The sequence below is a fragment of the Rhizobium sp. TBD182 genome (assembly GCF_001950375.1).
GTDB classification, from domain to species: Bacteria; Pseudomonadota; Alphaproteobacteria; order Rhizobiales; family Rhizobiaceae; genus Agrobacterium; species Agrobacterium tumefaciens.
This window is the reverse complement of the sequence record NZ_BDLN01000003.1, coordinates 70,746-96,531: the sequence shown is the minus strand read 5'-3', so window position 1 is coordinate 96,531 and position 25,786 is coordinate 70,746. Positions and strand designations below refer to the sequence as shown.

Sequence of the window (25,786 nt, the reverse complement as noted above, 5' to 3'; positions counted from 1 at the left end):
GGCCGGATGCCAGGCCGATCAGGATAGAGAAGGGCGAAATCGTTTTTGACAACGTCACTTTTCAATATGGCGCGCATCCCAGCCCGCTCTATGAGGACTTTTCAGTCACCATCAGGTCGGGTGAGCGTGTGGGGCTGGTCGGGCATTCGGGGTCGGGAAAGACGACGTTCGTCAAGCTTATCCAGCGGCTTTACGATGTGAATTCCGGCTCGATCCGCATTGACGGCCAGGACATCGCCAAGGCCAGGCAGGCAAACCTGCGCAGCCAGATCGCCATCGTGCAGCAGGAACCCATCCTGTTCCACCGCACGCTGGCGGAAAACATCGCCTATGGCCGGCCGAGCGCCTCGCGGCGTGAGATCGAGCAGGCGGCGAGGCAGGCAAGCGCCCATGATTTCATCATGTCCCTTCCCAAGGGCTATGAGACGATGGTGGGTGAGCGCGGCGTTAAATTGTCTGGCGGGGAGCGGCAGCGTGTCGCCATTGCACGTGCCTTCCTCGCGGATGCGCCGGTGCTGATTCTGGACGAGGCGACATCGAGCCTCGACAGCGAAAGCGAAGTGCAGATCCAGGAGGCCATGGAACGTCTGATGGATGGCCGCACCACGCTGGTCATTGCGCACCGGCTTTCCACCGTGCGGGCGCTTGACCGTCTGCTGGTGTTCGACAAGGGCAAGATTGTCGAAGAGGGCGACCACCAGGCGCTGATCCGTCTGAATGACGGCATCTATCGCCGGCTGTTCGAGCGGCAGGCGCTGGAACTGACCAAGGGTCTGGTGGCTTAAAAAATGAAACGCCGGGGCAATGCTCCGGCGTTTTCTTTTGCGCGGCGGCCAACAAATGCTCGCGGTCAAACACTTAGCTAATCGACGAAGTTTTCCTTGCGTTTGAGCCGTACTGCATGATAGTTAGCATTATGACTAAGCATTCGCCCGAACTATCGCTGATCTTTCAGGCTCTGGCCGATCCAACGCGCCGGTCTATTCTAACGAAGCTCGCGCAAGGGCCTGCCCGCGTCATGGAATTATCCGCTCCCACGGGGCTGCGCTTGCCGACCGTGATGCGGCATCTGTCGGTACTGGAGGAGGCGGGGCTTATCCGCACCTCAAAGGATGGGCGGGTGCGCACCTGCGCTATCGTGCCCGAGGCTCTGGAGCCGGTGCGGACATGGCTTGATGAACAGCGGGCCATTTGGGAGAGCCGGCTCGACCGGTTGGAGGCATTTGCAATGCAGGCTGCGAAGGAGCGCACGGAATGATGTCGAAACGCAATCAGGACGGCACCCGTGCTGAACCCCATCTTGGCGATGGCCGCTTTGCAACACTGAGCTTCGAAAGGGTGATCGCTGTTCCATTGTCGGTCCTCTGGCAAGTGTGGACGTCGCCTGCCGCGCGGGCTGTCTGGGCAGCGCCCACGCCCGCCGTGACCGTGGAGTTTCTGGAAGCCGATACCAGAGTTGGCGGACGCGAAGTTTCGCTTTGCAAGGTCGATGGGCAGCCTGATATTCGCTGCGAATGCGGGTGGCTGGAATTGCAGCCAGCCTTGCGCAGCGTCAATTACGAGGTGGTGTCGTCCGGTGACGTGACGCAGTCTGCGGCGCTGGTGACCGCTGATTTTTCGGCGGCGGAGCAGGGCAGTCGCGTTGTCGTAACCGTGCAGCTTTCCTCCTTGGCTGCGGATATGCAGGCGGGTTACCGGCAGGGCTTCGGTGCCGGTCTCAACAATCTGGCCGAGGTGGCCAGACGAACAATGGTGCTGGAGCGAACGATAAGGGCGCCGCGCAACATCGTCTGGAAGGCCTGGATGAATTCCGAGACGCTGCCGCAATGGTGGGGACCGGAAGGGTTTTTGTGTCGCACGAAGAGGATCGATCTGCGAACCGGCGGCGAGTGGGTGTTCGACATGATCGGACCTGACGGCACTGTCTTCCCGAACCATCATCGATATATCGAGGTCAGGCCTGAAGAGAGGATCGGCTACACGCTGCTCTGGGGCGAAAACGGGCCGAAACATGCCGACGCCTGGGCTTCGTTCGAGGATCAGGACGGCGCGACGAAGGTCGTGCTCGGTATGGTGTTCAGCACGGAAGCCGAGTTCCAGGACGCGAAGGGTTTTGGGGCTATAGAACTGGGTCAGCAGACGCTCGGCAAACTGGAACGCTTTGTTTTCGCATCGTAATCGCACCGGGACTGAACTTCGACAGGGGCGTGATACCCTCTCGGGGTAACTGGATTATCCACCCCGCGTTCCTGCCGTCACGGGATTTTCAGATTGCGTTGACGGCAGAAATCATAATTTGCATCACCCGGTTTTCACCGTTCCGCACACAGCAAAAATTAAGGAGATTGCGACACTGATGTCCCGACTACCTTTTGGAGAGTGATGATGCAGTCACGACGTTGGCGTGTGATAGCCCTGGGGATATTCCTGGCCATAGTCGGCGCCGCGCTGCCCATTGCCGCCATGGCCTGGACGTCCTGGCGTGTCGCCATTCAAAAAGAACTCTTCATTCTCGACCTCGTCGCCGAAAGATCGCTTGTTCGTGCCGGAAATACATTCAGGCAAGCGCAAGGGGCATTGGAAGCAATTGAAACGGCGCACCCTCCCGCATGTTCGGATCAGCATATTGCACAAATGCGGATGGTGACGATCAACGTCCCCTCAATCGAGGAGATTGGCTATTTCGAAAACGGCTTCATCAAATGCACCTCCTGGGGCCGCGCCGCTGGCGACGTAGCCAAATCCCACGTCGACTACGTCACACCGGACGGCCTTGAAGTGACGTTGCGTATCCAGCCTGGCATCAGCCACGGCGACCAGATGACGAGCCTGCATCTCGGCCACCACAACGCACTCGTCGCACCTTCCAGATTTGCTGATATTGTGCTACGGGACGGGATGTCTCTTGCAATCCTCAACGATAAAGCTGCGGTCATCAGCACGCAGAACCTTCCCGATACAGGGGTTCTGGCCACGTTGCCGACAAAAGAGGGACAGGGCACGACGGACGCATGGCTTTATTCGGTGGTAAAGGAGAATGCGCTGACGGCGGTGGTTCTCGAGCCAAGGGCGGCGTTGCGAACGAGGCTGGTGCGGGAGTTGACTATCCTTTTGCCCATTGGCGCATTCATTGCGCTCTTTATCGTCGGCATCGTCATCTGGATGTCGCGCAAGCGGTTGTCGCCGGAAACGGAACTGGAAATCGCAGTCCAGAACCGTGAATTCATCGTCCACTATCAACCAATCATCGAACTCAAGACCAATATATGCGTGGGCGCCGAAGCGCTTGTCCGCTGGCGGCGGCCTGATGGCACGCTGGTGAGGCCAGACCTCTTCATTCCGCTGGCGGAAGAAACAGGGCTGATAGAGCCCATCACCGATCAGGTCGTTGAAGCCATTATTGCAGATCTTGGTACCATGCTCGTTGGGGATCGCAGCGCACATATCGCCATCAATCTCTGCGCCGACGATGTAAAATCAGGCCGGATACTAGACTTCATCGATCAACGCCTTGTCCGCGCGGATATACGCAAGGAGCAGATATGGCTTGAAGCGACCGAGCGCGGTTTCATCGACATTGACGCGGCGCGCGTGACGCTGGATAGAGCACGCAAGGCCGGGCATTCCGTGGCAATTGACGATTTCGGAACCGGCTATTCCAGCCTTCAGTATTTGCAGGGACTGCCGTTGGACGCCCTGAAAATCGACAAGTCCTTCGTTGATACGATCGGCAGGAACACGGCAACCAGCACCGTGACGCTCCATATTATCGAGATGGCGCGTGAGCTTGGACTGTTTTCCGTTGCGGAAGGTATCGAGAGGCCGGAGCAGGCGGCCTATCTGCGGGAACATGGTGTGGATTTCGGTCAGGGGTGGCTGTTTTCCAAGCCGCTTCCAGCCGATGAATTCATCGCCTTTCACCGTCGGAACAAGTCGACATACGGCTCCGCTCCCGAGGTCATTCAGGTCGCGTCGGTCTAGGTCGAGCGAGACCTGAGCGTCTTGATGCTACTCGTCGCTATCCGGCCAGTTCTTCCGTAATGACTTCGAACCGCTTCAGGATAGCCGGACCGAAGGCGGTGGACAGGGCGACGTCCGTCGCATCTCGTCCTGTCGCCATCAAGATGCGTCCGATGCGGGGCCTGTTGTGACGGGCATCGACCGTATACCAACGGCCGCTGAGATAGACTTCGAACCAGGCGCTGAAATCCATCGGATTGGGGTCCTTCGGCACGCCGATATCACCGAGATAGCCCGTGCAATAGCGAGCGGGGATATTCATGCAACGGCAGAGGGTGATCGCAAGATGTGCGAAATCGCGGCAAACCCCGGTCCGGTCGATGAAGCCGCCATATGCTGTCCTGAGCGGATCGGCTTTCTCGTAGTCGAAGACAATATGGGAATGCACAAAATCGAGGATCGCCTGCACACGGGGCCAGCCGAGCGTTGTTGCCGAGAAGTTTTTCCAGGCGAAGTCCGCCAGGCGGTCGGTATCGCAGTAACGGCTGCCTAGCAGGAACACTAGAACATCGTCTGGTAAATCCTTGATATCGTGCTGGAAAGCGTTTTCAGGAACGGGATCTGGCAGGCCGCCGTCATATATGTCGAACCGCGTCGAGATCGTCGTCACGCCTGGCGGTGCGGTTATGCGGCTGCAGGCGTTCCCGAAGATATCCATATAACCCCAGGCCTCGATCGGCCTGTCGAAGGTCAGCACCTGTTCGGTGAGCAGATCTGCGCGCCGGCTGGGGTGGAGATTGAGAACAAGCAGCATTGCCGTCTCATTCTCGCATTCATAAGCAATATCGAACCCGGCGCGAATCTTCATTCAGTACATCCTTCATGAGCCATCTTGATGTTGTTCACGCTGAAACGTTTTCACGCCCTCGGGCGGGCGATCGTGCGTCATCAAGGCGCGGCATTGTAGCCGCGCCCGCCTGTGATTTCACTTTACCGGCGGTGACGCCTTGCCGAGTTTTACGGAAGGTTCCCGTCCCCAGACACGCAGCTTGCCAAGGTTCGACACGAAGCCAGCGAGGCCTTCCTCACCTGGGAGGATAATCGTGCCCTCGTCAAGATCGCCTGCGATACCGGCCTTTTCCAGCAATGGCAGCGCCGACTGGTCGTAACCGATGAACTTGCAGTGCTGGAAAGCATCGGCCACGAAGTCACGCGCCGTCGCCTCGTTGACCAGATCGTCTATCCCCTCGGCAGAAGTCAACAGTGCAACTGCATCGAAGAGAACCGATGGCCCGCCGTCGATCATGTGATGGGCCTCAATCCAGCTCCCGTCTGAGGCGGTGACGCCACCGACCTTCGGGGCTATCAATTCGCAGACGGCTTTTTCCTTGGTAATCGCCGACATCAGGTCGTTCAGCAATTTGGCGTCGACACCATCGGTGACGAGTATACCAAGCTTGCGGCCTTCGAAGCGTTTCGGACCACGCGCAACGATGCTGAGCGCCGGCGAGGGTTCCAGATCCTGACGTGTCGGCATGGCCGCATCCGCCGGCTTCGGCATGGACTTGAAACCCAGCTTCTGCGCGACGGTGTTTGCCAGCGTCTCGTCGATGTTCATGAGATGCGACACCATGCGTTCGCGGATCACGGCTGTTTCCACCTTGCTCAGTTCAAATGTCAGGGCTGCCGCGATATGACGCTGTTCTGGCGGGGTCTGGCTGATGTAGAATTGCCGTGCCTGGCTGTAGTGGTCGGCAAAGCTCTCGGGGCGCAGCCGCGCCTTGATCCCCTGTTCTTCTGCCGGAAAATGACGATACCCCCGGCTCGGCGACTCTCTCGGGCCTTCACCGAACGAGTTCGGCTGGTAATTCACCCTGCCAACAGGATTGCGCATGGCCATGTGGCCATCCTGCTGGAAATGCGCGAAGGGACACTTCGGTGCATTGATCGGCAGATGGGTGAAGTTTGGCCCACCAAGGCGTTTCAGCTGGGTGTCGAGATAGGAAAAGTTGCGACCCTGCAACAGCGGATCATTGCTGAAGTCGATACCCGGCGGCACGTTCTGCGTCATGAACGCAACTTGCTCGGTCTCGGCAAAGAAGTTGTCGGGCATACGGTCGAGTACCAGTCGTCCGACCGGCTGCGGCTTCAGGATTTCCTCGGGGATGATCTTTGTCGGATCGAGCACGTCGAAATCGAAGCTGTCGGCAAACTCCTGATCGAAGAGCTGCACCTGCAATTCCCATTCCGGGAAGTTGCCGGACTGGATCGCCTGCCACAGATCGCGGCGATGGAAATCGGGATCGGCGCCATTGATCTTGACCGCCTCGTTCCAGGCGACCGATTGAAGCCCGAGCTTCGGCTTCCAGTGGAACTTGACGAAGGTCGATTGATCCTTTGCATTCACCAGGCGGAAGGTATGAACGCCGAAACCCTCCATGAAGCGGAAAGACCGCGGTATGGTACGATCCGACATGGCCCACATGACCATGTGCATGCTTTCCGGCGTCAGGCTGATGAAGTCCCAGAAATTGTCATGGGCCGTCTGCGCCTGCGGAAAAGCCCGGTCAGGTTCCTGCTTGGCGGCGTGGATCAGGTCGGGAAACTTGATTGCGTCCTGAATGAAGAAGACAGGAATATTATTGCCGACGAGATCCCAGTTGCCTTCCTGTGTATAGAGCTTCACTGCGAAACCGCGCACGTCGCGCGCAAGGTCGGCTGAGCCCTTGTTGCCCGCAACCGTCGAGAAACGGACGAAGGCTGGTGTCTTTTCGCCGGCGCGCTGCAGGAAATCCGCCTTTGTGTATGCGGAGAAGGACTCGTAGGTCTCGAAGAAGCCATGCGCGCCGTAGCCGCGCGCATGCACGACGCGCTCGGGAATGCGCTCATGGTCGAAATGGAAGATCTTTTCGCGGAAATGGAAATCATCAACGACGAGCGGCCCGCGCGGCCCGACCCTTAGAGAATTCTGGTCGTCCGCGACCGGCCCCCCTTGAGCGGTCGTCAGCACCGGCGCGTCGTTTTCGGCTGTCTGATGCAGCTCGCCGCCAGCACTGCGCTCCAGCTTCTGGTCATGGATCGTCACGGTTTCGGTCTTGTCGCTTGGTGATGTTGATGTGGTCTTGGCCATGGTGTGACTCCTGAAATTGGAAGGGGCCTATCCGACCCGGAAATGAAAAAGCCGCCCCAAAAGGCGGCCTAAGCTTGGAAGGGTCCCCGCACGGTCTTCGGCAGAGCCTTCAGCACTTGTTGTTCGGCGAGACAGATGTCCTTGAGCGTATCGAGGAACAGGTCATGCAATGTAGTTTCCGCAGGCATGTGGGAATCCGATCAACTTTGAATGATGTACTTGGACAACCCCTGAGTGGAGACGATGTTCCTGCTCCCGGAAAAGAATTCACATTCCGGTCCGCGGTGGCATCACAGCGATGCCAGTAACCGGTTGAATAGGCGGACGTTCCTCATCCGGCAGAGATAGTTCGGTTGCGTTTCGACGATGATGGAACGGCAAGGCCTGCAAATTCTATTTTCAGATTGGCGGAACCATGAGGCCCGACATGTTGTTTCCCTGTCGAGCCTGCACTGAAGGCTACAACGAGGAAAAATCATGAAAAAGCTTCTTTTAGCCGCCGCGCTTCTCGGCGCGTCGACCCTTGGCGCCTTCGCTCAGACGTCCACCGCTCCAGCCACCGATGGCAGCAAGCCTGCCGTCGCTACGCCAGACACCAAGAATGCGACTGCGCCTGTGGAAGGCGCAAACAGCTTTACAGAGGAACAGGCGAATAAACGCCTTATGGACGCCGGATATGCCGAAGTGACCGGTCTTACGCTCGACGACAAGGGCGTGTGGCAGGCCAAGGCCTCGAAGGACGGCAAGTCCGTAAATGTGGCGCTCGACTATCAGGGCAATATTGTCGCTAACTAATTCAATCTTTGGGAGAATCCTATGAAGACCGTTACCGGACTTTTCGACGACTACTCCGATGCCAGCGCCGCCGTTACTGCACTGGAACAACGCGGCGTGCCGTCTAAAGATATCAGCATTGTTTCCAACAATGCAGACGAACGCCATGGCAATGATACAAAAGCTGCCGAAGGCGCAGGCACGGGTGCCGGCATCGGCGCTGCTGTCGGTGGTGTCGGTGGCCTGCTGACAGGCCTTGGCATCATGGCAATTCCCGGCGTCGGACCGGTGGTTGCGGCAGGCTGGCTTGCTGCGACGGCTGCAGGCGCTGTTGCCGGTGCCGTTGCGGGCGGTGCCGCCGGCGGCCTTATCGGCGCGCTGACGGACGCCGGCGTTTCCGAAGACCACGCCCATGTTTACGCAGAAGGTGTTCGCCGGGGTGGCACGCTCGTGACGGCGAAGGTCGAGGACAGCCTTTACACGGACGCCGAAGAAGTCCTGCGCCAGTCCAACTGGGTTGATCCGGACAAGCGGCGCGCGGCCTATGCCGAAGACGGTTGGTCACGGTTTGACGACACGCTCGATCCTTATGAGCCCACTGAAATCGAACAGGAACGTCTGCGTTACAGACGCTAAGCGTTAAATCAAGGGAAGGTCGGCATGTGCCGGCCTTCTCTTTGATAGCCTCGGGGCAGGTGAAAGTGCCGGTCATTGCAACAGCTGGATGGTCGATCCCCAAGACTGTGGCGCACCGTTTTCCCGAAACTGGAAGTCGGCTTAGCCGATATGCTGCCGTATTCAACGGCGTCGAGATCAACTCCACCTTTTATCGCCACCACCGGCCAACGACGTTCGAGCGTTGGGCAAATTCGGTGCCCGATGACTTCCGCTTCGCCGTGAAGCTGCCGCGCGAGATCACGCATGAGCGCCGGTTGCGGGAAATCGGACAAGTCTTCAAGGCATTTGTTGGGGAACTTGCGGCGCTGGATGGCAAGCTTGGACCCTTATTGTGCCAGTTGCCACCCAATCTCACATTTGATGTCTCCGACGCGGAGGCCGCGTTTGATACTATGCGTCAGACCTTTCCCGGCATGCTCGTACTCGAACCGCGTCACACAAGTTGGGCTACGCAGTCAGCGCAAGAGGTTCTGCAACGCTATGCCATTGATCGTGTGCTGGCCGATCCTGCGCCGGTCTGGCCGGCGAGTGATTTTTCCGAGCCGCCCAAATATGTCCGGCTCCACGGCGCTCCCCGGATTTATTATTCCGAATACAGCGCCGCCGAAATCCTCTCGTTTAGAAAAAGCCTTTCCGCCGAATCCTGGTGCGTTTTCGACAATACCGCCTCCGGTGCCGCAATAAAGAACGCGCTGGCAATGCTCGATGATTGCGCAACCGCTAAACGGTGCGCAGACTGAAATCATGTTTCAGCAGTTGGCAAAAGCGCATGAAGGCGTGACGCCTTAAAGCTGCCTTCGTGCGGTGCCGATCGCGATAACAGGGCCGGTTGCCTGACCAGTTGGTGAGCCACCGAAGGGTTCCACGCTGATCGCGAAGGTCGTGCCTTCCGAAATGTTGTTACGCATATCCGCCGGGATAATGAGATCGCCATTCGTTCCGGGCTGGAAGACACCGAGCGAACGGGTCTTGCCGCCATCCATCACGAGCCACAGTTCCAGTGATTTCTCATCGGCCTTGCCGGTCGCAACCGGTATAATGTGCATCCTGCCGGTCTCTGCATCATAGGATGCAAGCAGGTTGACCTGGCTGTCCGTTGTCGAAAGTTCGGCTACCAGCGGAGCTGTGCCCTGCCATTTTTCGGGAAATGCGGCGTAAACGATTGCCGCAACGGCAGTCGCGCTCGTGACGACCGATATCCATCGCCAGAAGGATGCGGAACTCCACAGACTGCCATTGGCGTTGCTGGTCTTGCTGCCGAACAGGCGTTCTTCAATGCGGGCGAGAATGGCCGCACTCGGCGCCTGTTCTTCATAATCCACGTTGAAGTCTGAAAATTCGCTTTCCCAACGGTGGACCAGCTGCGCGAAGACCCTGTCGTCCTGCATGCGCCGCTCGACCTCACGACGCTTTTCAAACGGCAGCACGCCGAGCACATATTCGCCAGCGAGGATTTCGTCGCGCGAATGCATGCCCTCGCTGTTTTCGCTCGTGGTCATCGCTGCATGCACTCTCTGAGTTTGAGAAGGCTTCGCCGCAGCCAGGTTCTGACCGTGTTGAGTGGCACCCGCAATTCTTTGGCGAGTTCGATATAGCTCAGCCCTTCGATATAGGCACGACGCACCGCCTGCGCATGAACCGTTTCAAGTTCCTGCATGCAATTGTCGATCCTGCGACCCTCATCGGCCAGAACGACCTGCTGCTCCGGATTGCGGATGCTGTCATCGGCAAGGTCATAGGCTTCGTCAATGTCGTCGCCCACGGGTTTGCGCGCCCTGATCGTATCGATCGCATGGTTGCGGGCGATTGCGGCGAGCCACGTCGACGGTGTGCCGGCGCTTGCTGCAAATGTGAGGGCTCTTTGCCAGATCTTGATATAGACTTCCTGAAGCGCTTCTTCGGCTTCGGTCCTGTCACGCAGGATTTTCAGGCAGATCGCATAAAGCTTCGGGCTGGTGGCTTGATAGAGGGAAACGAATGCCGAGCGGTCGCCCATGCCGACGCGGTTTATGAGCGTTGCTATCTCTGTACCCTGCATTCGAACATCCCTTCTTTCGCCTCCTATATAGGGTTGTCCTTTGTGGGAAGGCAAGGCATGCGCGAAATGAAGTTCACGTCTTCCCGGCCAAAAATTGGCCGGGTGGAAGCAGGCGGCAGGGATGGTCGCTGTCATAACACACCTGCCGGATTTTGCAGTGGACCGACCAGCCGTACGGTGACGATGTAACCGATGATGGCAGCGGCTGCGGACACGAAGGTGCCCCACAGAAGATCTGCGATGGTCAATGTCGTGGACCAGCTTTTCAACGTTGCCTGATTGGTGAGATCATATGTGGCATAGGCCATGAAGCCGACGGCTGCACCATAAACCAACGCGGTCGTCCACTGGCCTGATATGAGGGCCGGACGAACCGCAAGAAAGGTCAGTCCTGCCGCGTAGATGAGATAAAAGATGATCGCCGGGGCCAGCCGGAAGTTCTCAGCCAGAAGATCGCCGATCGCCGGGCGATAAAGTCGCGACGCCATGGTGCTTAGCCAGATGAAGTCGATCACCAGAAAGGCGATGAGGGTGAAGAAGTAGGCTGAGATATAGGTCTTCATCGGTTTGTCCTTTCCAGAGTCTAGTTGATGCGGGCCCAGGTAATGCCCTTGCACAGGAGACCAGCGACGATGCAGCCCTTGGTGGTCATGCTGTTGCCATCAACCGTCACGGTTATCTTGTAGGATTTGTCGCGTTGCGGATCGAAGGCAGTGCCCGAATAGACGCCTGTTTCATCTGGCTTTATGGTCATGATCAGCCGGTCACCGGTCTTTTCCTCGGGCGTGCCCGGTTTGATCCAGGTATTGGTGGCGCATATATTGTCGCCGCAGGGTGCGATTAGCACTTTCGCGTTGCCGTCGCCGCGCGCCCAGTTTCCGTCGATGTCGGCTGCTCCGGCACCAGAGGCCGCAAGCATCGGACCCAGGACAGATGCGATTATCAAGGGATTGATTTTCATCGTCTTTCTCCGCAGTTGTTGCCCCGCCTTATTTGTGCTCGATCGTGTAGAAGCCAACATTGATGGTTCCCTCGGTAAAGCCGGCTTCGCAGTAGCAGAGGTAATAATCCCAGAGCCGCCTGAAGCGGTCATCGAAACCCAGCAGCGAGATTGTCTGCCAGCGCGCATGGAAACGCTGGCGCCATTCCGCCAGCGTGCGGGCATAGGACTGGCCGAAAAGCTCGGTATCGGCGAGGCTCAGACCCGCCCTGCCGATTGCTCTTTCAAGGGCTTCGTCAGATGGCAGGAAGCCGCCCGGAAAGATGTATTTCTGGATGAAGTCCGCGTTTCGCCGGTAATTATCGAACCGGGCAGGTTCAATGGAGATGATTTGCAGCACCGCGCGCCCGCCGGGTTTCAGGCAGCGTTTCAGTGTTTCGAAATAGCTCGGCCAATAGGCCTCACCGACCGCTTCGAACATCTCGACGGAAACGATGCGGTCGAACTTGCCTTCGACATCGCGGTAGTCCTCGAGCCTGAGATCGATATGCTCAGCCTTGTCGGTTTTCTCCGCTGCCGCCTTTGCCCAATTCAACTGAGATGGCGAAAGGGTAAGGCCGGTAACGTTGGCATGCGCCTGGGTCGCGAGGTGGATTGCAAGCGCGCCCCAGCCGCAGCCAATCTCCAATACGCTCTCACCGCCGCTCAATTGCAGCTTGTCGACGATGCGGTTGAGTTTTTTGAGTTGGGCCGCCTCAAGCGTTGGCGTCGTATCGTCGAAAATCGCCGACGAATAGAGCATCGAGGAATCGAGCCATTGCCGGTAGAATTCGTTGCCGAGATCGTAATGGGCCTCGATGTTGCGGCGGCTGCCGCGCTTTGTATTGGCGTTCAGGCGGTGGCCAAGGCGATTGATGAGGCGCATGGGCAGGCTACCGCGCGTCGATCCCCCGAAAGCTTCGTTGTTCTGTGCCGCAAAACGGATCAGGGCGGTCAGATCCGGTGTGGACCAGTCGTCTTCGATGTAACCCTCGGCAAAACCGATGTCGCCATTGAGGATGAGCCGCCGTAGCGCGCGCCAGCGATGGAGAACAAGCGTCGCCTCGGTGCCCTCATGTTCCCCGGATTTCTCAATCACGCCGCCACCGGGCAGCATGACGCGCAGTCTGCCTTTGGAGACGTTGTTCAAGAGCTTGGCCATGAGCCAGCCTTCGGGACCGGTGCGTTGCCGCATCTGCGTGTTTTCCAGCGATAGTTCGTTGAGATTGTCAAACGGGGTCATGAAGTTTGGCCTCGATTTGCGATGGTGATGGGTGAATGAAGGAGACAGGGGCAGAAGGTGGACGCGGTCGTTTTCTTAACCGCACACCCTTGAGCCATATTTTAAGTGCTTCCCAATGGATGCCGGCAACAACCTTGAGGGTAAGAAAGGGGATGGTGACAAAAGCCTTCAGCAGCGCGCCATCGGTCAGCTCGACACGCCGCGCCAGATGCCTTGCAGTCAGGACTGGCCCCTCGTCGTCAAATGTATCGATAACGATCTTCAGCTTGTCGCCGGGTGGTATGACCCGGAATACATAACGGAGATCCATGTCCATGAAGGGCGAGACATAGAAGGCCTTGTCGCAGCGCTGGACGATCTCGGCCGCACCTTCTGTCTCCACCGGGATCAGATAGGAATGCCGCTCGCCGAACGTGTTGTCGACTTCCCAGAGAATGGCTTTGAGAGACCCGTTCCGGCCGTGGCAGAAAAACACGCTGAGTGGATTGAAGGCCCAGCCAAGGATGCGCGGCATGGTGAGCAGACGGATCGGACCACCATCGACGGTCATGCCTGCGGCCGTCATGGCGTTTTCGATCTGGTTGCGCAATTCCATCTTGCTCCCGTCGCCGCGGTCCCGGCGGTGAAAGGAAAACAGGTTGAAACGATCGACGGAGAACAGCCGCAGCTTACGGTCAAGCGCATCGAGTTCATCAAGGTCGAGAAGCAGCGAGTAAATGCGATAGGCGAGCCGGTGCGCTTTCGGCTTGAAGCGCGCATGCATGACATGTCCGGGAAAAAGCGCGGAGGAGAAATGAGACGTCATGGGATCGCCTCAACGAGTTTGATCGTTCTTTTCCGCGAAGCCAAATTCAGACGGACGATCCGGCCGCTATCATCGGTAACCTTCCAGGGCCTCGACAGGCCGCCCAGATCCTCGGCGACGGCAAGCCCTGCCTGAATGCCGTCTTCATGAAAACCCGAGCCAAAATAGGCGCCGCAGAACCAGGTGTTTCTCAAACCCTGCAAGGCCCACAGTTCCTGCCTCATCTGCTCGGTGCCGGCATCGAAAACAGGATGGTGGTAAGTTTCCTCGGTGATGATTTTTCCCTTTTCCGGTTCGCGTGTCGGGTTCAGCGTTACGAAGGTGTCAGGGATTGCACCCAGAGGCTGAAGCTTGTTCATCCAGTAGGTGATGCTCGGCTGCCCCGTTTCAATGCGTGTATCGGCCACATAGTTCCAGCTTGACCAGGCGGTGCGCCTGCGGGGCATGAAACTGCTGTCCGTGTGCAGTACCGCCCTGTTTTTCGTATAGCCAAACGCGCCGAGAATGCGCCGTTCGGCTTGCGTCGCGTCCGTCAGCATCTCCAGCGCCTGATCTGCGTGTGTGGCAATCACCACATCGTCGAACCGTTCGAATTCGCCGTTAGTGTTGGCGATCTCGACCCCGTCCGCCAGGCGGTGGATGCGCGTCACAGGTGTCGAGAGCCGAATGCGATCGGCGAATGGCGCAGTGAGTCGTTTCACATATTCCCGGCTGCCGCCGACAACGGTGCGCCAGACGGGCCGGTTGCGGAGCAACAGCAGGCCGTGATTGCTGCAGAACTTCACGAAATGTGCTGCCGGGTAACGGCCGACTTCCATGGCCGGGGTAGACCAGATGGCTGCTGCCATCGGGTAAAGATGATCGTTGCGAAAGGCGTCGCCATAGTTGTTTTGAGAAAGATACTCATCGAGCGACATGTCGCCCATCATCGGCAGATCGCGCGGGGCATTGCGATAAAAGCGCAAGAGGTCGGCAAGCATTGCCCAGAAGCGCGGTCTAACGGCATTTCTCTTTTGCGCCAAAAGGCCAAAGCCAGAGCCGCCGGAATATTCGAAACCGCCATCATCCAGTGAAACGGCAAAGGACATGTCGGATGCCGCGGTCGTCACTCCCAGCGTTTTGAAAAGTGCCGTCAGATTGGGATACGTCACCTCATTATAGACGATGAACCCCGTATCGACAGACACCACACCCTGTTCAGTTTTGAACGTCACGGTGTTGCTGTGGCCGCCGACGCGGTCCGCAGCCTCGAAAACCGTGACATCATGCCGTTTCGACAAAAGCCAGGCCGCAGACAGACCGGAAATGCCTGTTCCGATCACGGCGATGTTTCGCCGGCTGTCTTTTCTTTTGGCTTCGGTATCGAACATGGTTCCTCGCTATTGCATTCACAATTCAGTTTTACGGCCTGCGACAGATACGAAGGAGCGGATCGATAAGTTTCAGCGGCGCGCAAATTTTTCAGAATTTTGTCAGGCGCTTGAAACTCTTTTGCCGTCTCGCCCGTAGTTGCCACTGGAAACTTGGTCTGAAGTCCTTCGAATACAGTGAGCGGAATGGTGATGATGTCTGTTGTGGTGGCCCTTGCCGTGCTGATGTCGCTTCTGATGGCGGCAGCCTGGGCGTTGCAGCGTTACACAGGATCGAGTGGCTGGATCGACACCGTCTGGTCTGCGAGTGTCGGGGTCGGCGGCGTGGTTGCCGTCTTGTTTTCCGATGGAGATAGCTGGCGCCGGGGAGCGGTTCTCTTTCTCGTATTGGTGTGGTCGCTGCGGCTCGCGGGACACATCGGCATGCGGACGAGGGGAGGTGGCGAAGATCCACGTTACGCGAAGCTTATAGAAGAATGGGGCAGCAATGCCTCGTTGCGGCTATTCGCCTTTCTTCAGATTCAGGCCGTTGCCGCCTTTGTGCTGGTTCTCGCCGTCTATCTTGCCGCCAGCAATCCTCTGCCACTTCCAAGCATTATCGATGTGATAGCGTTGATCGTCGCGGCTGGTGCGCTTGTTGGAGAAGCGACCTCCGATGCACAGCTTTCACAGTTCAGAAAAACCCCGGAGGCCAAAACCGGCGTCTGCGAGACTGGTCTGTGGCGTTATTCGCGTCATCCCAACTACTTTTTCGAGTGGCTTTTCTGGTGCGGCTTTCCGTTGTTGGCCATCCATGCGCAGCCGTGGTCATGGTTGTCGCTTGCTGCGCCAGCCATGATGTACTGGCTGCTCGTCCACGTCTCCGGCATTCCCCCGCTCGAAGAACACATGCTGAAATCACGCGGAGAGAAATTCCGCGCCCTGCAAAACCGCGTCAACGCCTTCTTTCCGGGGCCACGCAAGAATGAGGACACGCCATGAACATGCTCGCATTCGCCATCAATGCTGCCGAACGCGCACCGCTGAGTGACAATATGACGCTTGCCGGCATCGACATGCTCTGCGCGCGCACCAAACGGCGACTTGCTGGCGTTCCGGCGGCGGAAGAAAACGCTTTTGTGACTGATATGGCGAAATTTCCCGTCGCCACGCACACCGACGAGGCGAACAGGCAGCACTACGAGGTGCCGGCTGAATTCTTTGCAATCGTCCTTGGCGCGCAAAGAAAATATTCCTGCTGCTTTTATCCCAATGCTCAGACAACTCTGGATGAGGCTGAAACATTGGCGCTGGAAGAGACCGTTTCCCATGCCCGATTGCAGGACGGGATGAATATTCTCGAACTCGGCTGTGGCTGGGGTTCGCTCTCCCTTTATATGGCCGGCCGGTTTCCCAATGCGCGGATTACGTCCGTTTCAAATTCGGCTTCGCAGCGCGAATATATAATCGAACGTGCAAATGAGCGTGGGCTGTCGAACCTCTCGGTGGTGACGGCCGATATGAATGATTTCACAACTGATGAGCGTTTCGACCGTGTCGTATCGGTGGAAATGTTCGAGCACATGTCGAACTGGCAGGCATTGTTCGAACGCGTCCGCTCCTGGCTGACGCCCGAGGGCAAGTTCTTCCTTCACGTCTTCAATCACCGGGATCGATCCTATCGTTTCGACCATGGCAACCGGGCAGACTGGATCGCGCAGCATTTCTTCACCGGCGGCATTATGCCTGCCTTCGATCTTCCTCACCGTTTCCCGGCGCAGTTCACCGTGGAACAGGAGTGGCGCTGGTCGGGATCACATTATCGCCGGACGGCCCTCGACTGGCTTGGAAATTTCGACCGGGAGATCGACCGTATCCGACCGATCCTGCAGAGAGTCTATGGCAACGATGCGCGCTTGTGGGAACGGCGTTGGAGACTGTTCTTCCTCGCGACGGCAGGTCTTTTCGGGCACGAAGACGGTAAGGTCTGGGGCGTTGGACACTACCTCATGGCGCGCGTCTAGATCGCTGCAAACACGCGCATGCGAACCCAATCCGGCGCCGCTTCGCCCTTCGTCGCGATGCGGCGAAGGTGTCTCCTCGGTTGGCGCAGGCCGCTGAGGCCGGCGAAGCGGGAAAAATGGATATGCGATTGATTGTGCATGATTTGATCGTGCAAAATTTGTGTATTTCATTCCTGTTTGCTTAACCCCGTTTTTTGAAATCTGCGAAGTTCGGCGACCTCGTCTAGCTTCCGTTCGGCTTTTGCATCAAGGAGCGGGCTCGCCCCGTAGTCCAAGCCAAGGGTCAGCATGCCTTTTCAGAAAACAAAAGACCGAGAGGAATATTCGCAGCATCTTCTTCTCCTGTGTCGAGTTGCAGCCTGGATGGGCGTGGCGCTGGCGACTGGCTGGTTCGTGTTTTTCATGCTCACGGAAAGATGGGGCATTGCGCTCAGCCTCCTCATTCTAGGGGTTGCGATCGTGCCGTGCTGGCTGACTTGCCTGATGGGCCACTTTTCCCTCGGACTCATTCTGGCACAGAGCGCCTGCATCCTGTTCGTCTGCTGGTATTCCGTCGCTATCGATGTCTCAGACGATACCATACCGAGGACGACGCATCTCTACCTGCTCGTCATCATCTTCGTCGGCTACATGAATTTTCAACGCCAGCGTTCCGCCGCCCAGTTTCTGGTCATCGCGGCAAGTCTCGTGGCCTTTGTTTATTTCTGCGCGTCGGCCGCGCGGTTTTCGTTCAGTACTCCCATGCCGCAGGATGTGCGCAGCATCAGCGCCTGGTTCAACAGCGTTTTCGCAGCGTTGATGCTGTGTGGGGGTGTCGCCGCCATGCAGGCGCAGTTTCGCAGTCATACGAAAAAAGCCCTGGAACTGCGTTCCGCGCTTTCGAATGGCCAGTTTGAACTTTTCTATCAGGCGCAGGTCCGCGCGGATGGCACGCTGCTTGGCGCAGAGGCGCTGTTGCGGTGGAACCACCCGAAACGGGGATACATCCCGCCAGCCGATTTCATCGCGCTTGCGCAGCAAACCGGTTTCATGCCGACAATCGGCGCTTGGGTCATTGCGGAAGCCTGCAAGACACTTGCGAGATGGCAAGAGGACCCGGCAACCCAGAATCTCACCTTGTCGATCAACATCACTGCCGATCATTTCGTCGACGCGGGATTTTCCGGGCAGCTTCTTGATGCCGCCTCGTCTCAGGGCATCAAGCCACAGCTTCTAAAGCTGGAGCTGACCGAGAGCGTTTTCCTATTCGACATAGAGGCAGCGATCGCGAAAATGAAGCTCCTTGATCGTTCCGGCTTTACGATTTCACTCGACGATTTCGGCACTGGCTACTCCTCACTGAGCTACCTGCGGCAATTGCCGCTCAAACAGATCAAGATTGATCGCAGCTTCGTGACGGGGGTGACCGAAAGCGGGCGTATGGCGACAATCACGCGAAACATCGTCCAGATGGGGCACGACCTTTCACTGGAAGTTCTGGCCGAAGGCGTGGAGACCGAGGCGGAGCTGCGGATGATGCTGTCCTACGGCTGCCGATTGTTTCAGGGCTATCTTTTTGCGAGGCCGACGAGCCTCGTCGAATTCGAGCAATATGCCGCCCGTCCATCGTCCTGACCGGACGTTTTGCGACAGGCTGAGGCAGCCGGATCGAATTCAGTGGCGTGCCGGCCGGCAGATCAGGCCGTTGAACAATGCACCATTCGTCGGGTAGAGCTATCTTGCCTGTCAGGATCGCTACCGATCCGCATCATTTCGTTGGTTCGCATGATCCCAGTAGCACTACCCTCCGTCGAAACGCTGCTTTTGCTTGCCTTCCTTCTTGCCACGACACTGGTCTGGGGTATCTGGACAGTGGTGTTGGTTGCACGATACGCAGGAGGCCGCTGGGCGCGCCCGATGATGCTGCCCTATGGTCTGGCGACCGCCATTGCGATTTTTACACTTTGGCAGTTCGGTAATTTCTATCTCCAGATGCGTGCCTATGACAGGGAAATGGCGTCTAGCTATCGCCCGGAGCTTGGGGAGCCGGTGCGCCTTGGCCAGATCGACATGCCCAAAGGCACGAAACTTGAACTGGCCGTGGCCGACACCAGGGAATCCTTCAACCGCGCGGTCTTCCCCCATCCCGTGCGGGTCGCGAATGTCGATGCCGTCGAGATCGCCCGCTATATCGCGATAAAAACCAACGGAAATTATGAGACCGTCGGCTTTGTTCCAGAGACGATGCGGGTGACGGGCACAGGCGTGACCCTGCAGAGCGGCTGGCGCTGCGATGCGGCACAACCGGTGGAGTTCGACCTGAAGGCTGACGGGGATGTATCCGCATTCAGCCGATGTGTCCTTGCCGACGGGAACATCGTCGACGGCATTGTCTTGCCGAAGGGCACATTTCTGCGTGCATCCACCGGCAATGTCTATACCGACGGTTTCATCGATTCCGACAGGTGGGTTCTCGACACGCCCACGGGCCAGGTTATCCGCATTGATGATTTCGCTCTTGAGGATGTCACGCTCGCCCTCGATGGAGAAAGAAAACTCTATGAAATCCGAAGTGCGGTTTTGTCGAAGGAAGCAACGGCGGGCGCGCTCCACTTCGCAGCCGGCACTGGAATTCGCCTCAATCCCCGGCACATCCGGACTGATTATCCCGGTGCATGGTTGATAACACCATCACCTGCGTCCACCGGTTCTGAACCGGTGTCGCCTCGGTCAAGCGTGCTGAACAGAGGCGGAAAGCTTCTGGCCACCCTTTCCGACTAGCGCATTGGTGGACCAGATACTCTGAACGATCTCGATTGAGGGCTCTCTTGCGATCAGGTGCACGCGACCCCAGATATCGCGCATTATTGAAAGTGCGCATAAATGAACCCTGAGAACTACCTACCGATAAAGACCGACCGGCTGATCCTTCGTAAATTCCAGGCCGCTGATCTCGCATCATACGCCGATTACCACACACGCGATGACGTCTACCGTTTCCTCTATGCCGCACCGCCTTCGGATGATGCGGTGAAAACGCAGTTCGCAGCGCTGCTCGAGGCTCCGTTCGAAGAGGACGGCGATACGTTGCGACTCGCCGTTACGCGCAGCGACGATGACACGTTGATCGGCGAAGTCCTGCTTAAAATTGCGAGCAAGGCAGCTTTGCAGGCGGAAGTCGGTTATGTCTTCAATCCTGATTTTTCAGGTAAGGGATATGCGACGGAAGCCGTCCGGGCCATGATAAGCCTCGGCTTCGAGACGCTCGGATATCACCGGATTTTCGCGCGGCTGGATGCCCTGAACCACGGATCGATCGGCGTTGTTGAACGCCTAGGCCTGCGGAAAGAAGCGCATTTGATCCAGAATGACCGGTTTGGCGGCACCTGGGGGGATGAATTCATCTATGCCACCCTGAAGAGGGAGTGGGCGTCTAGCCCGTGATCTTGCGCAGGTGATGATTATGTCGGGTTTGAAGGAAATTGTCGGTGTCTCAACTGGTCTTGATCCTCGGCGATCAATTATCTCCCTCCCTATCTTCGCTGGATGGTGTCGACAAGACGCGCGACACGATCCTGCTTTGCGAGGTAATGGCGGAGGCTACCTATGTCGGCCATCACAAAAAGAAGATCGCCTTCATCTTTTCCGCCATGCGCCACTTCGCCGAGGAACTGCGTGGCGAAGGATACCGGGTTCGCTACACGCGGATTGATGATCCCGACAATGCGGGCTCCTTCTCGGGTGAGGTGCAGCGGGCGTTAAACGACCTGACCCCTTCCAGGATTTGCGTCACCGAGGCTGGAGAATGGCGCGTCAAGTCAGAGATCGAGCGCTTCGCCAGTGCTTTCAATATCGAGGTCGATATCCGCCCTGATCGGCGCTTTCTTGCCAGCCATGAGGAGTTCGAGCGCTGGGCGGCCGGGCGCAAAAGCCTGACGATGGAATATTTCTATCGGGAAATGCGTCGCAAGACTGGCCTGTTGATGAATGGCGAAGAGCCGGTCGGTGGACGCTGGAATTTTGACTCGGAAAACCGCAGTCCCGCCAAGCCGGACCTGCTGAGGCCAAGACACCCGGTCTTCGCACCGGACAGGATAACAAGGGATGTCATCGACACCGTCGAGCGGCTGTTTCCCGACAATTTCGGCAAGCTTGAGAACTTTGGGTTCGCCGTCACCCGCGCCGATGCCGAGCGGGCGCTCAGTGCCTTCATAAACGATTTCCTGATGAATTTCGGCGCCACGCAAGATGCCATGCTGCAGGATGACCCGTATCTCAACCACTCGCTTCTGTCTTTTTACATCAATTGCGGGCTGCTGGATGCGCTGGAGGTCTGCAGGGTGGCGGAGCGCGCCTACTACGAGGGCGCGGCACCGCTCAATGCCGTCGAGGGTTTCATTCGCCAGATCATCGGCTGGCGGGAATATATGCGCGGCATCTACTGGTTTGCCGGGCCTGACTATGTCGACAGCAATTTCTTCCAAAACGACAGGCCGCTGCCGGGCTTTTACTGGACGGGCAAAACCCACATGAACTGCATGGCGACCGTAATTACGGAAACCATCGAAAATGCCTATGCTCACCATATCCAGCGACTGATGATCACGGGAAACTTTGCCCTTCTTGCCGGCATTGATCCGAAGGCCGTTCATCAATGGTATCTCGAGGTCTATGCGGATGCCTATGAATGGGTTGAGCTGCCGAATGTGATCGGCATGAGCCAGTTCGCCGATGGCGGCTTTCTCGGAACAAAGCCCTATGCCGCAAGTGGCAACTACATCAATCGCATGTCGGACTATTGCAGTAATTGCCGCTATGACCCCAAGGAGCGTCTCGGTGACAAGGCCTGCCCATTCAACGCGCTATACTGGGATTTTCTGGCCCGCAACCGTGAAAGGCTGAAATCCAACCATCGGCTGGCGCAGCCCTACGCCACATGGTCCCGGATGAGCGAAGACGTCCGCCATGATATCAGAGCAAAGGCGGCTCTGTTTTTGAACCGTCTGAGCTGACGCGGCTCTTTCTCTGTTTTTGCCGACGGCGGGATACCCGATCAGAGCTGTCCTGCGCATATCTCCGTCATGACGCGGCTCGTAAAACCAGCTCCGCGTGGTACCGACAGCGCCGCCGGTCCATGCGGCAATGGCGCCAATGATGAGAGCGGCGAAGGCGAGCTATCGGAAACGACGTGAAGCCTGCCGCGTTTCTCAGGTTACTTTAAACTATCACTTACCAGCCGTAGCTGAATGTCAGGCCGCTGCCGTTGTCTCCGTTCTGCTCCACGTTGGTTTCGGTGTTCCGCCCATACTGGAAAATGCCATAGGCATTGTTATTGCCGTTTTGCTGCAGCGTTGCGGAATGGCCGTTGCCCCGCTGCCGGATAAAGCCGAGATTGCCGCGACCGTTCTGGGCGATGCCTGCCGCATTTCCCCGGCCCAGTTGCCGGATGTCTGCGTCTTTCAGATCGCGATAAAGCGAGTAGGCGCGCAGACCGGTTGAGAACAGATCCTCATCCCCGGAATTGCCAGGCGCGAGGTCAAAGGAAATGCGGCCACCGGCATGGGCGGGAGCCGTAAATCCGAGCGGCGCGAGGCCTCCAACAAGCAGAGTAACGGTGAGAAGTTTCAACACGTTGCGGGTCATTCTGATCTCCATTCTGTCAGTGCCCTTGCCGATGATTCAATCTCGCATCCTGCAACTGAACCCGAACGGAATTGCCCATTCACATGTCGTTCAGTCGCTGCACGAGGATCAAAGAAAAGGGCGCTCAACCGGCGCCCTCTCTGGTGGAAATGTATAGTTGAGGTCAGCCTAGTCGCCGCCAACCTGCTTCGTGCAGCTGAAGCGCCTGCCATCGATTTCGAGATCTAGCACTGCCTTGTACTGCGCTCCCTTCGCGCCAAGCGTTACCGAACTCAGAAGTTGCGAACGCCCGGCAGCGGCATCAAAGCCGCCGCCCTGGTTGATGACGGAACTCCCGCTGCCTCCTGAATTTTCGACGTGAAAGGCATAGGTACCTCCAGCACCGGTGTTACCCTTTGCGAAGGCCTCCAACCTGACCATGCCCGCCTGCGGTGTTGCCTTGATCTCGCAAAGCTTGCCTTCGCTCAGGTCATTTGCGGTCGACATGGCTGCAATGGCGCCGAAGGGAAGCAGTGCAACGGCAAGGATAGCCGCCAGGCGGCGTGGATGTGTGACGCTGTAGGGCATGGCTAGTCTCCTTGATGATCTGTTGACTTGATCTCGACCAGTTGCACGTCAAGGCCTGCGGCGGCTTACGGGCAGGCCTGCACGAAGGCCGCGACATTATCATTACCGCCCTGGTTCACATTGGCGCTGCAGCCACGGCCAACCTGAACGCCGGCCGCGATGTTGCCGTTGCCGTCCTGGGTCAGGATGGTGGTGTGGTTGGAGCCGAACTGGCCGATGCCCGCCACGTTGCGGCTGCCGTTCTGATAGGTGGAGCCGTAATTGTCATGCCCCTCCTGACCCACAGCCGAAAGGTTGTGACGACCATATTGATGGCCGACGATCCGGTTATAGCCGCCGTTCTGGTAGGTGCGGATCCGATTGCCATAACCTTCCTGTGCGCCACCGGCAGAGTTCGACCAGCCATATTGTTCGATGCGCACATCGTTGGCCATGGCGGGGGCCGTGGCGGTGAAGCCAACGAGAGCGGAGAGTGCAATTGCTACGAAAGACGTACGGATCATGACTGTCTCCTCAGGCGGATAAGACCGCGGTTGAACGTCTTTGTTGTAGACGGTCTCGTTGGAACGGAAGCTGAAGAGATTATTCAGTCGTGGTTCATTGGCGGGGTATGGTCCCAGCGTCGCAACAATGGTGACGAACATGATGACAAAGTTTTCTTGGCAGGATGAAACCAAATTGGCTCGCCTTTCGTACATGGCTTGCGCCTTCAATGTTCAGGCGAAAAGGGAGACGAATCTGGGTCCGATGGAGCTTCAAAGCCACGCTAGCCAGCCCGCAAATGCAGGGTCTGCTGCAAGAGATGATCTGACACGAGCAACCATAACCGTTGCCTGGGTCATCATCCTCAACAAGCCATTTTATCCGCTTTACGTGTGGTATCTGGTCGATGACGGAGCCATGGCATCGCTTGTCACCCTATTGTCGGTGCCATTCTTTCTCGCGATACCATTCCTGGCGAAAAAATCCCCTTTGGCCGCGCGCCTCGCTCTCCCTTTGGTGGGAACAATCGACACGCTGTTTGAAACCAAACTATTCGGCCAGGCTTCTGGCACCGAATTTTTCTTCGCAGCCTGCATCATGCTTGCAGCCATGTCGTTCCGCGCAGACGAGAAGCTCTGGCAATATGCGACGGCAATCCTCGTCTTCATCGCTTTCTTTTTCTCGCGGACGTTTCTCGGCGCGCCGCTGCAATCCTGGTCGGCAGATGATCTTGCAACGCTTCTCAATCTGAATGCGTTCTCTGCCGCCAGCCTCATGGTCTTTATCGCCCTTAGATATGCCGGCATTTCACGGCGAACCGAAATCTGAACAAGAGCCGTGCCATCGACAGGAGGAGTTTATGCTTAGACATTGTAACCGCGTGATTGGTGCCCTGACATTTTCGCTGGTTCTGTTTGCCGGTTTTGCGGTTTCCGCAGCCCCCAAACCAGTTGCCGTCGGTCTCGATCATTACCGCGGTACCTGGCTTGAAATCGGCCGTACACCCATGTTGCTGACAGACGGATGTGTTGCAGGATATTCCACCTATCGGCAGGGAGCATCGGCGGATGAAGTGCTGATAGAAGATGGCTGTCGAGCAGGAAATCCGAAGGGTCGCCTCAAAACGGTGAACGGCGTCGGCAAGATCGAGGATTTCGGATCAACCAATGCGAAGATGCGCGTTCGCTACCCTCTTTTCATCACATTCAATTATTGGGTTTTCTACAAATCGCCTGATAAGTCCTGGTTCATCAGCGCCAACCCGTCGACCGGCGATGTGTGGATCTACGCCCGCAACATCCCGTCCAAAACGAAGCTCAATAAAATGATCACGAAAGCACGTGAGCTTGGCTACGACGTCAGCAAGCTCGAGTTTCCGGTCCAGAAATAACAGCTGATGGAGCGCATGGATGATGCAGTCGCTTGAAAATGGCTACAGGGCGATCGTCTTGGGCGCATCCGGCGGCATTGGTGGAGCCCTGTTGTCGCACTTCGAGGCCGACCCTCGTTGCGCGTTCGCCTTGCCGCTCTCGCGAAGCGTCGATGGTCTCGATATAACGAACGAAACCAGAGTGCGCGAAGTTGCCGCCCGTCTGGAGGCTCAGCGCGGCTCCTTCGACCTGATATTCAATGCAACCGGTGCCTTGACGGTCGATGGTGCCGGTCCCGAAAAATCGATAAGGGCGATCGACGAAGTTCAAATGGCGAGGCAGTTTGCGGTCAATGCCATAGGCCCTGCTTTGCTGCTCAAGTATTTCACCCCGCTTCTGCGCAGAGACGGGCGAAGCATTTTCGCCTCCCTGTCCGCGCGCGTTGGCTCGATTGGCGACAACAGATTGGGCGGATGGATCTCCTACAGAGCATCCAAGGCCGCTCAAAATCAGATCATCCGAACCGCAGCCATCGAAATCGCCCGCACAAACCCACAGGCCATCATCGTGGCGCTTCATCCCGGAACAGTCGAAACAGAGCTGTCCAAGCAATTTTCGAAGGGCAAAGACTTGTTCACCCCGCAGCAGTCTGCCGCGCGCCTGATGGAAACAATCGATGGTCTCACACCGGCACAAACAGGGCAGTTTTTTGCCTATGACGGTTCAAGGATCGAATGGTGAGTGCCATCGTCTGCAAGGGATTA

Annotated in this window: 29 protein-coding genes and 1 pseudogene; 16 read left to right on the top strand and 14 right to left on the bottom strand. The window is 57.4% G+C overall.

The annotated features are described in order from the left end of the window. From T18_RS27680 to T18_RS12750, 4 genes are all read left to right on the top strand, one after another. Positions 1 to 785 (top strand): ABC transporter ATP-binding protein (locus T18_RS27680; RefSeq protein ID WP_323455220.1); only part of this gene is annotated, 785 nt, incomplete at its 5' end. A gap of 131 nt (positions 786 to 916) precedes the next feature. Then, on the top strand, positions 917 to 1,258 hold the full coding sequence (locus tag T18_RS12760) for an ArsR/SmtB family transcription factor (RefSeq protein WP_025594895.1): 342 nt from the start codon (positions 917 to 919) through the stop codon (positions 1,256 to 1,258). After that, the gene (locus T18_RS12755; protein ID WP_038495478.1) at positions 1,255 to 2,178 is read left to right on the top strand and encodes an SRPBCC family protein; all 924 of its coding nucleotides are present in this window, start codon (positions 1,255 to 1,257) and stop codon (positions 2,176 to 2,178) included. The genes T18_RS12760 and T18_RS12755 overlap by 4 nt, the downstream gene beginning before the upstream one ends. 207 nt (positions 2,179 to 2,385) lie before the next feature. Further along, a complete protein-coding gene (locus tag T18_RS12750) occupies positions 2,386 to 3,981 on the top strand; it encodes an EAL domain-containing protein (protein ID WP_038495946.1) in 1,596 nt (531 codons plus the stop codon). 37 nt (positions 3,982 to 4,018) lie between these two features. Here T18_RS12750 and T18_RS12745 read toward each other — a convergent pair whose 3' ends face one another. The 3 genes and pseudogenes from T18_RS12745 to T18_RS26650 form a co-directional block, all read right to left on the bottom strand. Beyond that, positions 4,019 to 4,828 (bottom strand): transglutaminase-like domain-containing protein, encoded by an 810-nt coding sequence (locus tag T18_RS12745; RefSeq protein ID WP_038495481.1) that lies wholly within the window; start codon positions 4,826 to 4,828, stop codon positions 4,019 to 4,021. 117 nt (positions 4,829 to 4,945) lie between these two features. Further along, positions 4,946 to 7,090, bottom strand: coding sequence for a catalase C (catE, locus tag T18_RS12740; RefSeq protein ID WP_038495484.1), 2,145 nt, complete (start codon positions 7,088 to 7,090; stop codon positions 4,946 to 4,948). An 86-nt stretch (positions 7,091 to 7,176) separates the two neighbouring features. Then, positions 7,177 to 7,278: pseudogene (locus T18_RS26650) on the bottom strand (DUF892 family protein); the annotation flags it as partial. Between the two features lie 289 nt (positions 7,279 to 7,567). On the opposite strand from T18_RS26650, the gene T18_RS12730 reads away from it, so the two are divergent. The 3 genes from T18_RS12730 (at position 7,568) to T18_RS12720 (ending at position 9,282) form a co-directional block, all read left to right on the top strand. Further along, complete coding sequence (locus T18_RS12730) at positions 7,568 to 7,885, top strand: PepSY domain-containing protein (protein ID WP_013761045.1); 318 nt, start codon at positions 7,568 to 7,570, stop codon at positions 7,883 to 7,885. A 21-nt stretch (positions 7,886 to 7,906) separates the two neighbouring features. Next, positions 7,907 to 8,500 (top strand): general stress protein, encoded by a 594-nt coding sequence (locus T18_RS12725; protein ID WP_013761044.1) that lies wholly within the window; start codon positions 7,907 to 7,909, stop codon positions 8,498 to 8,500. A 65-nt stretch (positions 8,501 to 8,565) separates the two neighbouring features. Further along, positions 8,566 to 9,282 carry a DUF72 domain-containing protein gene (locus T18_RS12720; RefSeq protein WP_038495949.1) on the top strand — a complete coding sequence of 239 codons (717 nt, stop codon included), beginning with the start codon at positions 8,566 to 8,568 and terminating at the stop codon, positions 9,280 to 9,282. A 45-nt stretch (positions 9,283 to 9,327) separates the two neighbouring features. Here the strand turns inward: T18_RS12720 and T18_RS12715 are convergent, their stop codons facing one another. From T18_RS12715 to T18_RS12685, 7 genes are all read right to left on the bottom strand, one after another. Further along, positions 9,328 to 10,041, bottom strand: a complete 714-nt coding sequence (locus T18_RS12715; protein WP_013761042.1) for an anti-sigma factor domain-containing protein — start codon at positions 10,039 to 10,041, stop codon at positions 9,328 to 9,330. Beyond that, complete coding sequence (locus T18_RS12710) at positions 10,038 to 10,580, bottom strand: sigma-70 family RNA polymerase sigma factor (protein WP_004431393.1); 543 nt, start codon at positions 10,578 to 10,580, stop codon at positions 10,038 to 10,040. Before T18_RS12710 ends, T18_RS12715 begins: the two co-directional genes overlap by 4 nt. A gap of 131 nt (positions 10,581 to 10,711) precedes the next feature. After that, complete coding sequence (locus T18_RS12705; protein WP_013761040.1) at positions 10,712 to 11,143, bottom strand: DUF2177 family protein; 432 nt, start codon at positions 11,141 to 11,143, stop codon at positions 10,712 to 10,714. A 20-nt stretch (positions 11,144 to 11,163) separates the two neighbouring features. Further along, positions 11,164 to 11,541 carry a DUF2147 domain-containing protein gene (locus T18_RS12700; RefSeq protein ID WP_019566744.1) on the bottom strand — a complete coding sequence of 126 codons (378 nt, stop codon included), beginning with the start codon at positions 11,539 to 11,541 and terminating at the stop codon, positions 11,164 to 11,166. A 28-nt stretch (positions 11,542 to 11,569) separates the two neighbouring features. After that, on the bottom strand, positions 11,570 to 12,802 hold the full coding sequence (locus T18_RS12695) for an SAM-dependent methyltransferase (protein WP_038495488.1): 1,233 nt from the start codon (positions 12,800 to 12,802) through the stop codon (positions 11,570 to 11,572). After that, positions 12,789 to 13,607, bottom strand: a complete 819-nt coding sequence (locus tag T18_RS12690; RefSeq protein ID WP_013761037.1) for a DUF1365 domain-containing protein — start codon at positions 13,605 to 13,607, stop codon at positions 12,789 to 12,791. The genes T18_RS12695 and T18_RS12690 overlap by 14 nt, the downstream gene beginning before the upstream one ends. After that, positions 13,604 to 14,977, bottom strand: coding sequence for an NAD(P)/FAD-dependent oxidoreductase (locus tag T18_RS12685; protein ID WP_013761036.1), 1,374 nt, complete (start codon positions 14,975 to 14,977; stop codon positions 13,604 to 13,606). The genes T18_RS12690 and T18_RS12685 overlap by 4 nt, the downstream gene beginning before the upstream one ends. Positions 14,978 to 15,169: 192 nt before the next feature. Between T18_RS12685 and T18_RS12680 the strand changes: the two genes are divergently transcribed. Next, positions 15,170 to 15,958, top strand: coding sequence for a DUF1295 domain-containing protein (locus tag T18_RS12680; RefSeq protein WP_038495952.1), 789 nt, complete (start codon positions 15,170 to 15,172; stop codon positions 15,956 to 15,958). Continuing rightward, the gene (locus tag T18_RS12675) at positions 15,955 to 16,980 is read left to right on the top strand and encodes an SAM-dependent methyltransferase (RefSeq protein ID WP_013761034.1); all 1,026 of its coding nucleotides are present in this window, start codon (positions 15,955 to 15,957) and stop codon (positions 16,978 to 16,980) included. The genes T18_RS12680 and T18_RS12675 overlap by 4 nt, the downstream gene beginning before the upstream one ends. On the opposite strand, the gene T18_RS27160 is transcribed toward T18_RS12675, so the two are convergent. After that, entirely contained in the window at positions 16,977 to 17,120 is a 144-nt protein-coding gene (locus T18_RS27160) for a hypothetical protein (RefSeq protein WP_019566749.1), read from the bottom strand. The genes T18_RS12675 and T18_RS27160 overlap by 4 nt on opposite strands. 148 nt (positions 17,121 to 17,268) lie before the next feature. Here T18_RS27160 and T18_RS12670 point away from each other — a divergent pair, with 148 nt between their 5' ends. The 4 genes from T18_RS12670 (at position 17,269) to phrB (ending at position 21,971) form a co-directional block, all read left to right on the top strand. Then, positions 17,269 to 18,594, top strand: a complete 1,326-nt coding sequence (locus T18_RS12670; RefSeq protein ID WP_013761032.1) for a putative bifunctional diguanylate cyclase/phosphodiesterase — start codon at positions 17,269 to 17,271, stop codon at positions 18,592 to 18,594. 150 nt (positions 18,595 to 18,744) lie between these two features. After that, a complete protein-coding gene (locus T18_RS12665; protein ID WP_038495490.1) occupies positions 18,745 to 19,740 on the top strand; it encodes a hypothetical protein in 996 nt (331 codons plus the stop codon). Between the two features lie 102 nt (positions 19,741 to 19,842). Next, positions 19,843 to 20,403, top strand: coding sequence for a GNAT family N-acetyltransferase (locus T18_RS12660; protein ID WP_013761030.1), 561 nt, complete (start codon positions 19,843 to 19,845; stop codon positions 20,401 to 20,403). 44 nt (positions 20,404 to 20,447) lie between these two features. Continuing rightward, positions 20,448 to 21,971 (top strand): (6-4)DNA photolyase, encoded by a 1,524-nt coding sequence (gene phrB / locus T18_RS12655; RefSeq protein WP_013761029.1) that lies wholly within the window; start codon positions 20,448 to 20,450, stop codon positions 21,969 to 21,971. 217 nt (positions 21,972 to 22,188) lie between these two features. On the opposite strand, the gene T18_RS12650 is transcribed toward phrB, so the two are convergent. From T18_RS12650 to T18_RS12640, 3 genes are all read right to left on the bottom strand, one after another. Then, positions 22,189 to 22,602: a curlin gene (locus T18_RS12650; RefSeq protein WP_038495499.1), complete on the bottom strand. Its 414-nt coding sequence runs from the start codon at positions 22,600 to 22,602 to the stop codon at positions 22,189 to 22,191. A 168-nt stretch (positions 22,603 to 22,770) separates the two neighbouring features. Further along, complete coding sequence (csgH, locus tag T18_RS12645; RefSeq protein ID WP_013761026.1) at positions 22,771 to 23,169, bottom strand: curli-like amyloid fiber formation chaperone CsgH; 399 nt, start codon at positions 23,167 to 23,169, stop codon at positions 22,771 to 22,773. A gap of 65 nt (positions 23,170 to 23,234) precedes the next feature. After that, positions 23,235 to 23,672 carry a curlin gene (locus T18_RS12640; protein ID WP_013761025.1) on the bottom strand — a complete coding sequence of 146 codons (438 nt, stop codon included), beginning with the start codon at positions 23,670 to 23,672 and terminating at the stop codon, positions 23,235 to 23,237. Positions 23,673 to 23,799: 127 nt separating this feature from the next. Between T18_RS12640 and T18_RS12635 the strand changes: the two genes are divergently transcribed. The 3 genes from T18_RS12635 to T18_RS12625 are packed head-to-tail and all read left to right on the top strand — an operon-like array spanning position 23,800 to position 25,763. Further along, a complete protein-coding gene (locus T18_RS12635) occupies positions 23,800 to 24,480 on the top strand; it encodes a hypothetical protein (protein ID WP_233284972.1) in 681 nt (226 codons plus the stop codon). 31 nt (positions 24,481 to 24,511) lie between these two features. Further along, complete coding sequence (locus T18_RS12630) at positions 24,512 to 25,042, top strand: lipocalin family protein (RefSeq protein ID WP_038495503.1); 531 nt, start codon at positions 24,512 to 24,514, stop codon at positions 25,040 to 25,042. A 19-nt stretch (positions 25,043 to 25,061) separates the two neighbouring features. Continuing rightward, complete coding sequence (locus T18_RS12625) at positions 25,062 to 25,763, top strand: SDR family oxidoreductase (protein WP_013761022.1); 702 nt, start codon at positions 25,062 to 25,064, stop codon at positions 25,761 to 25,763. The last annotated feature ends 23 nt before the right edge of the window (positions 25,764 to 25,786 follow it).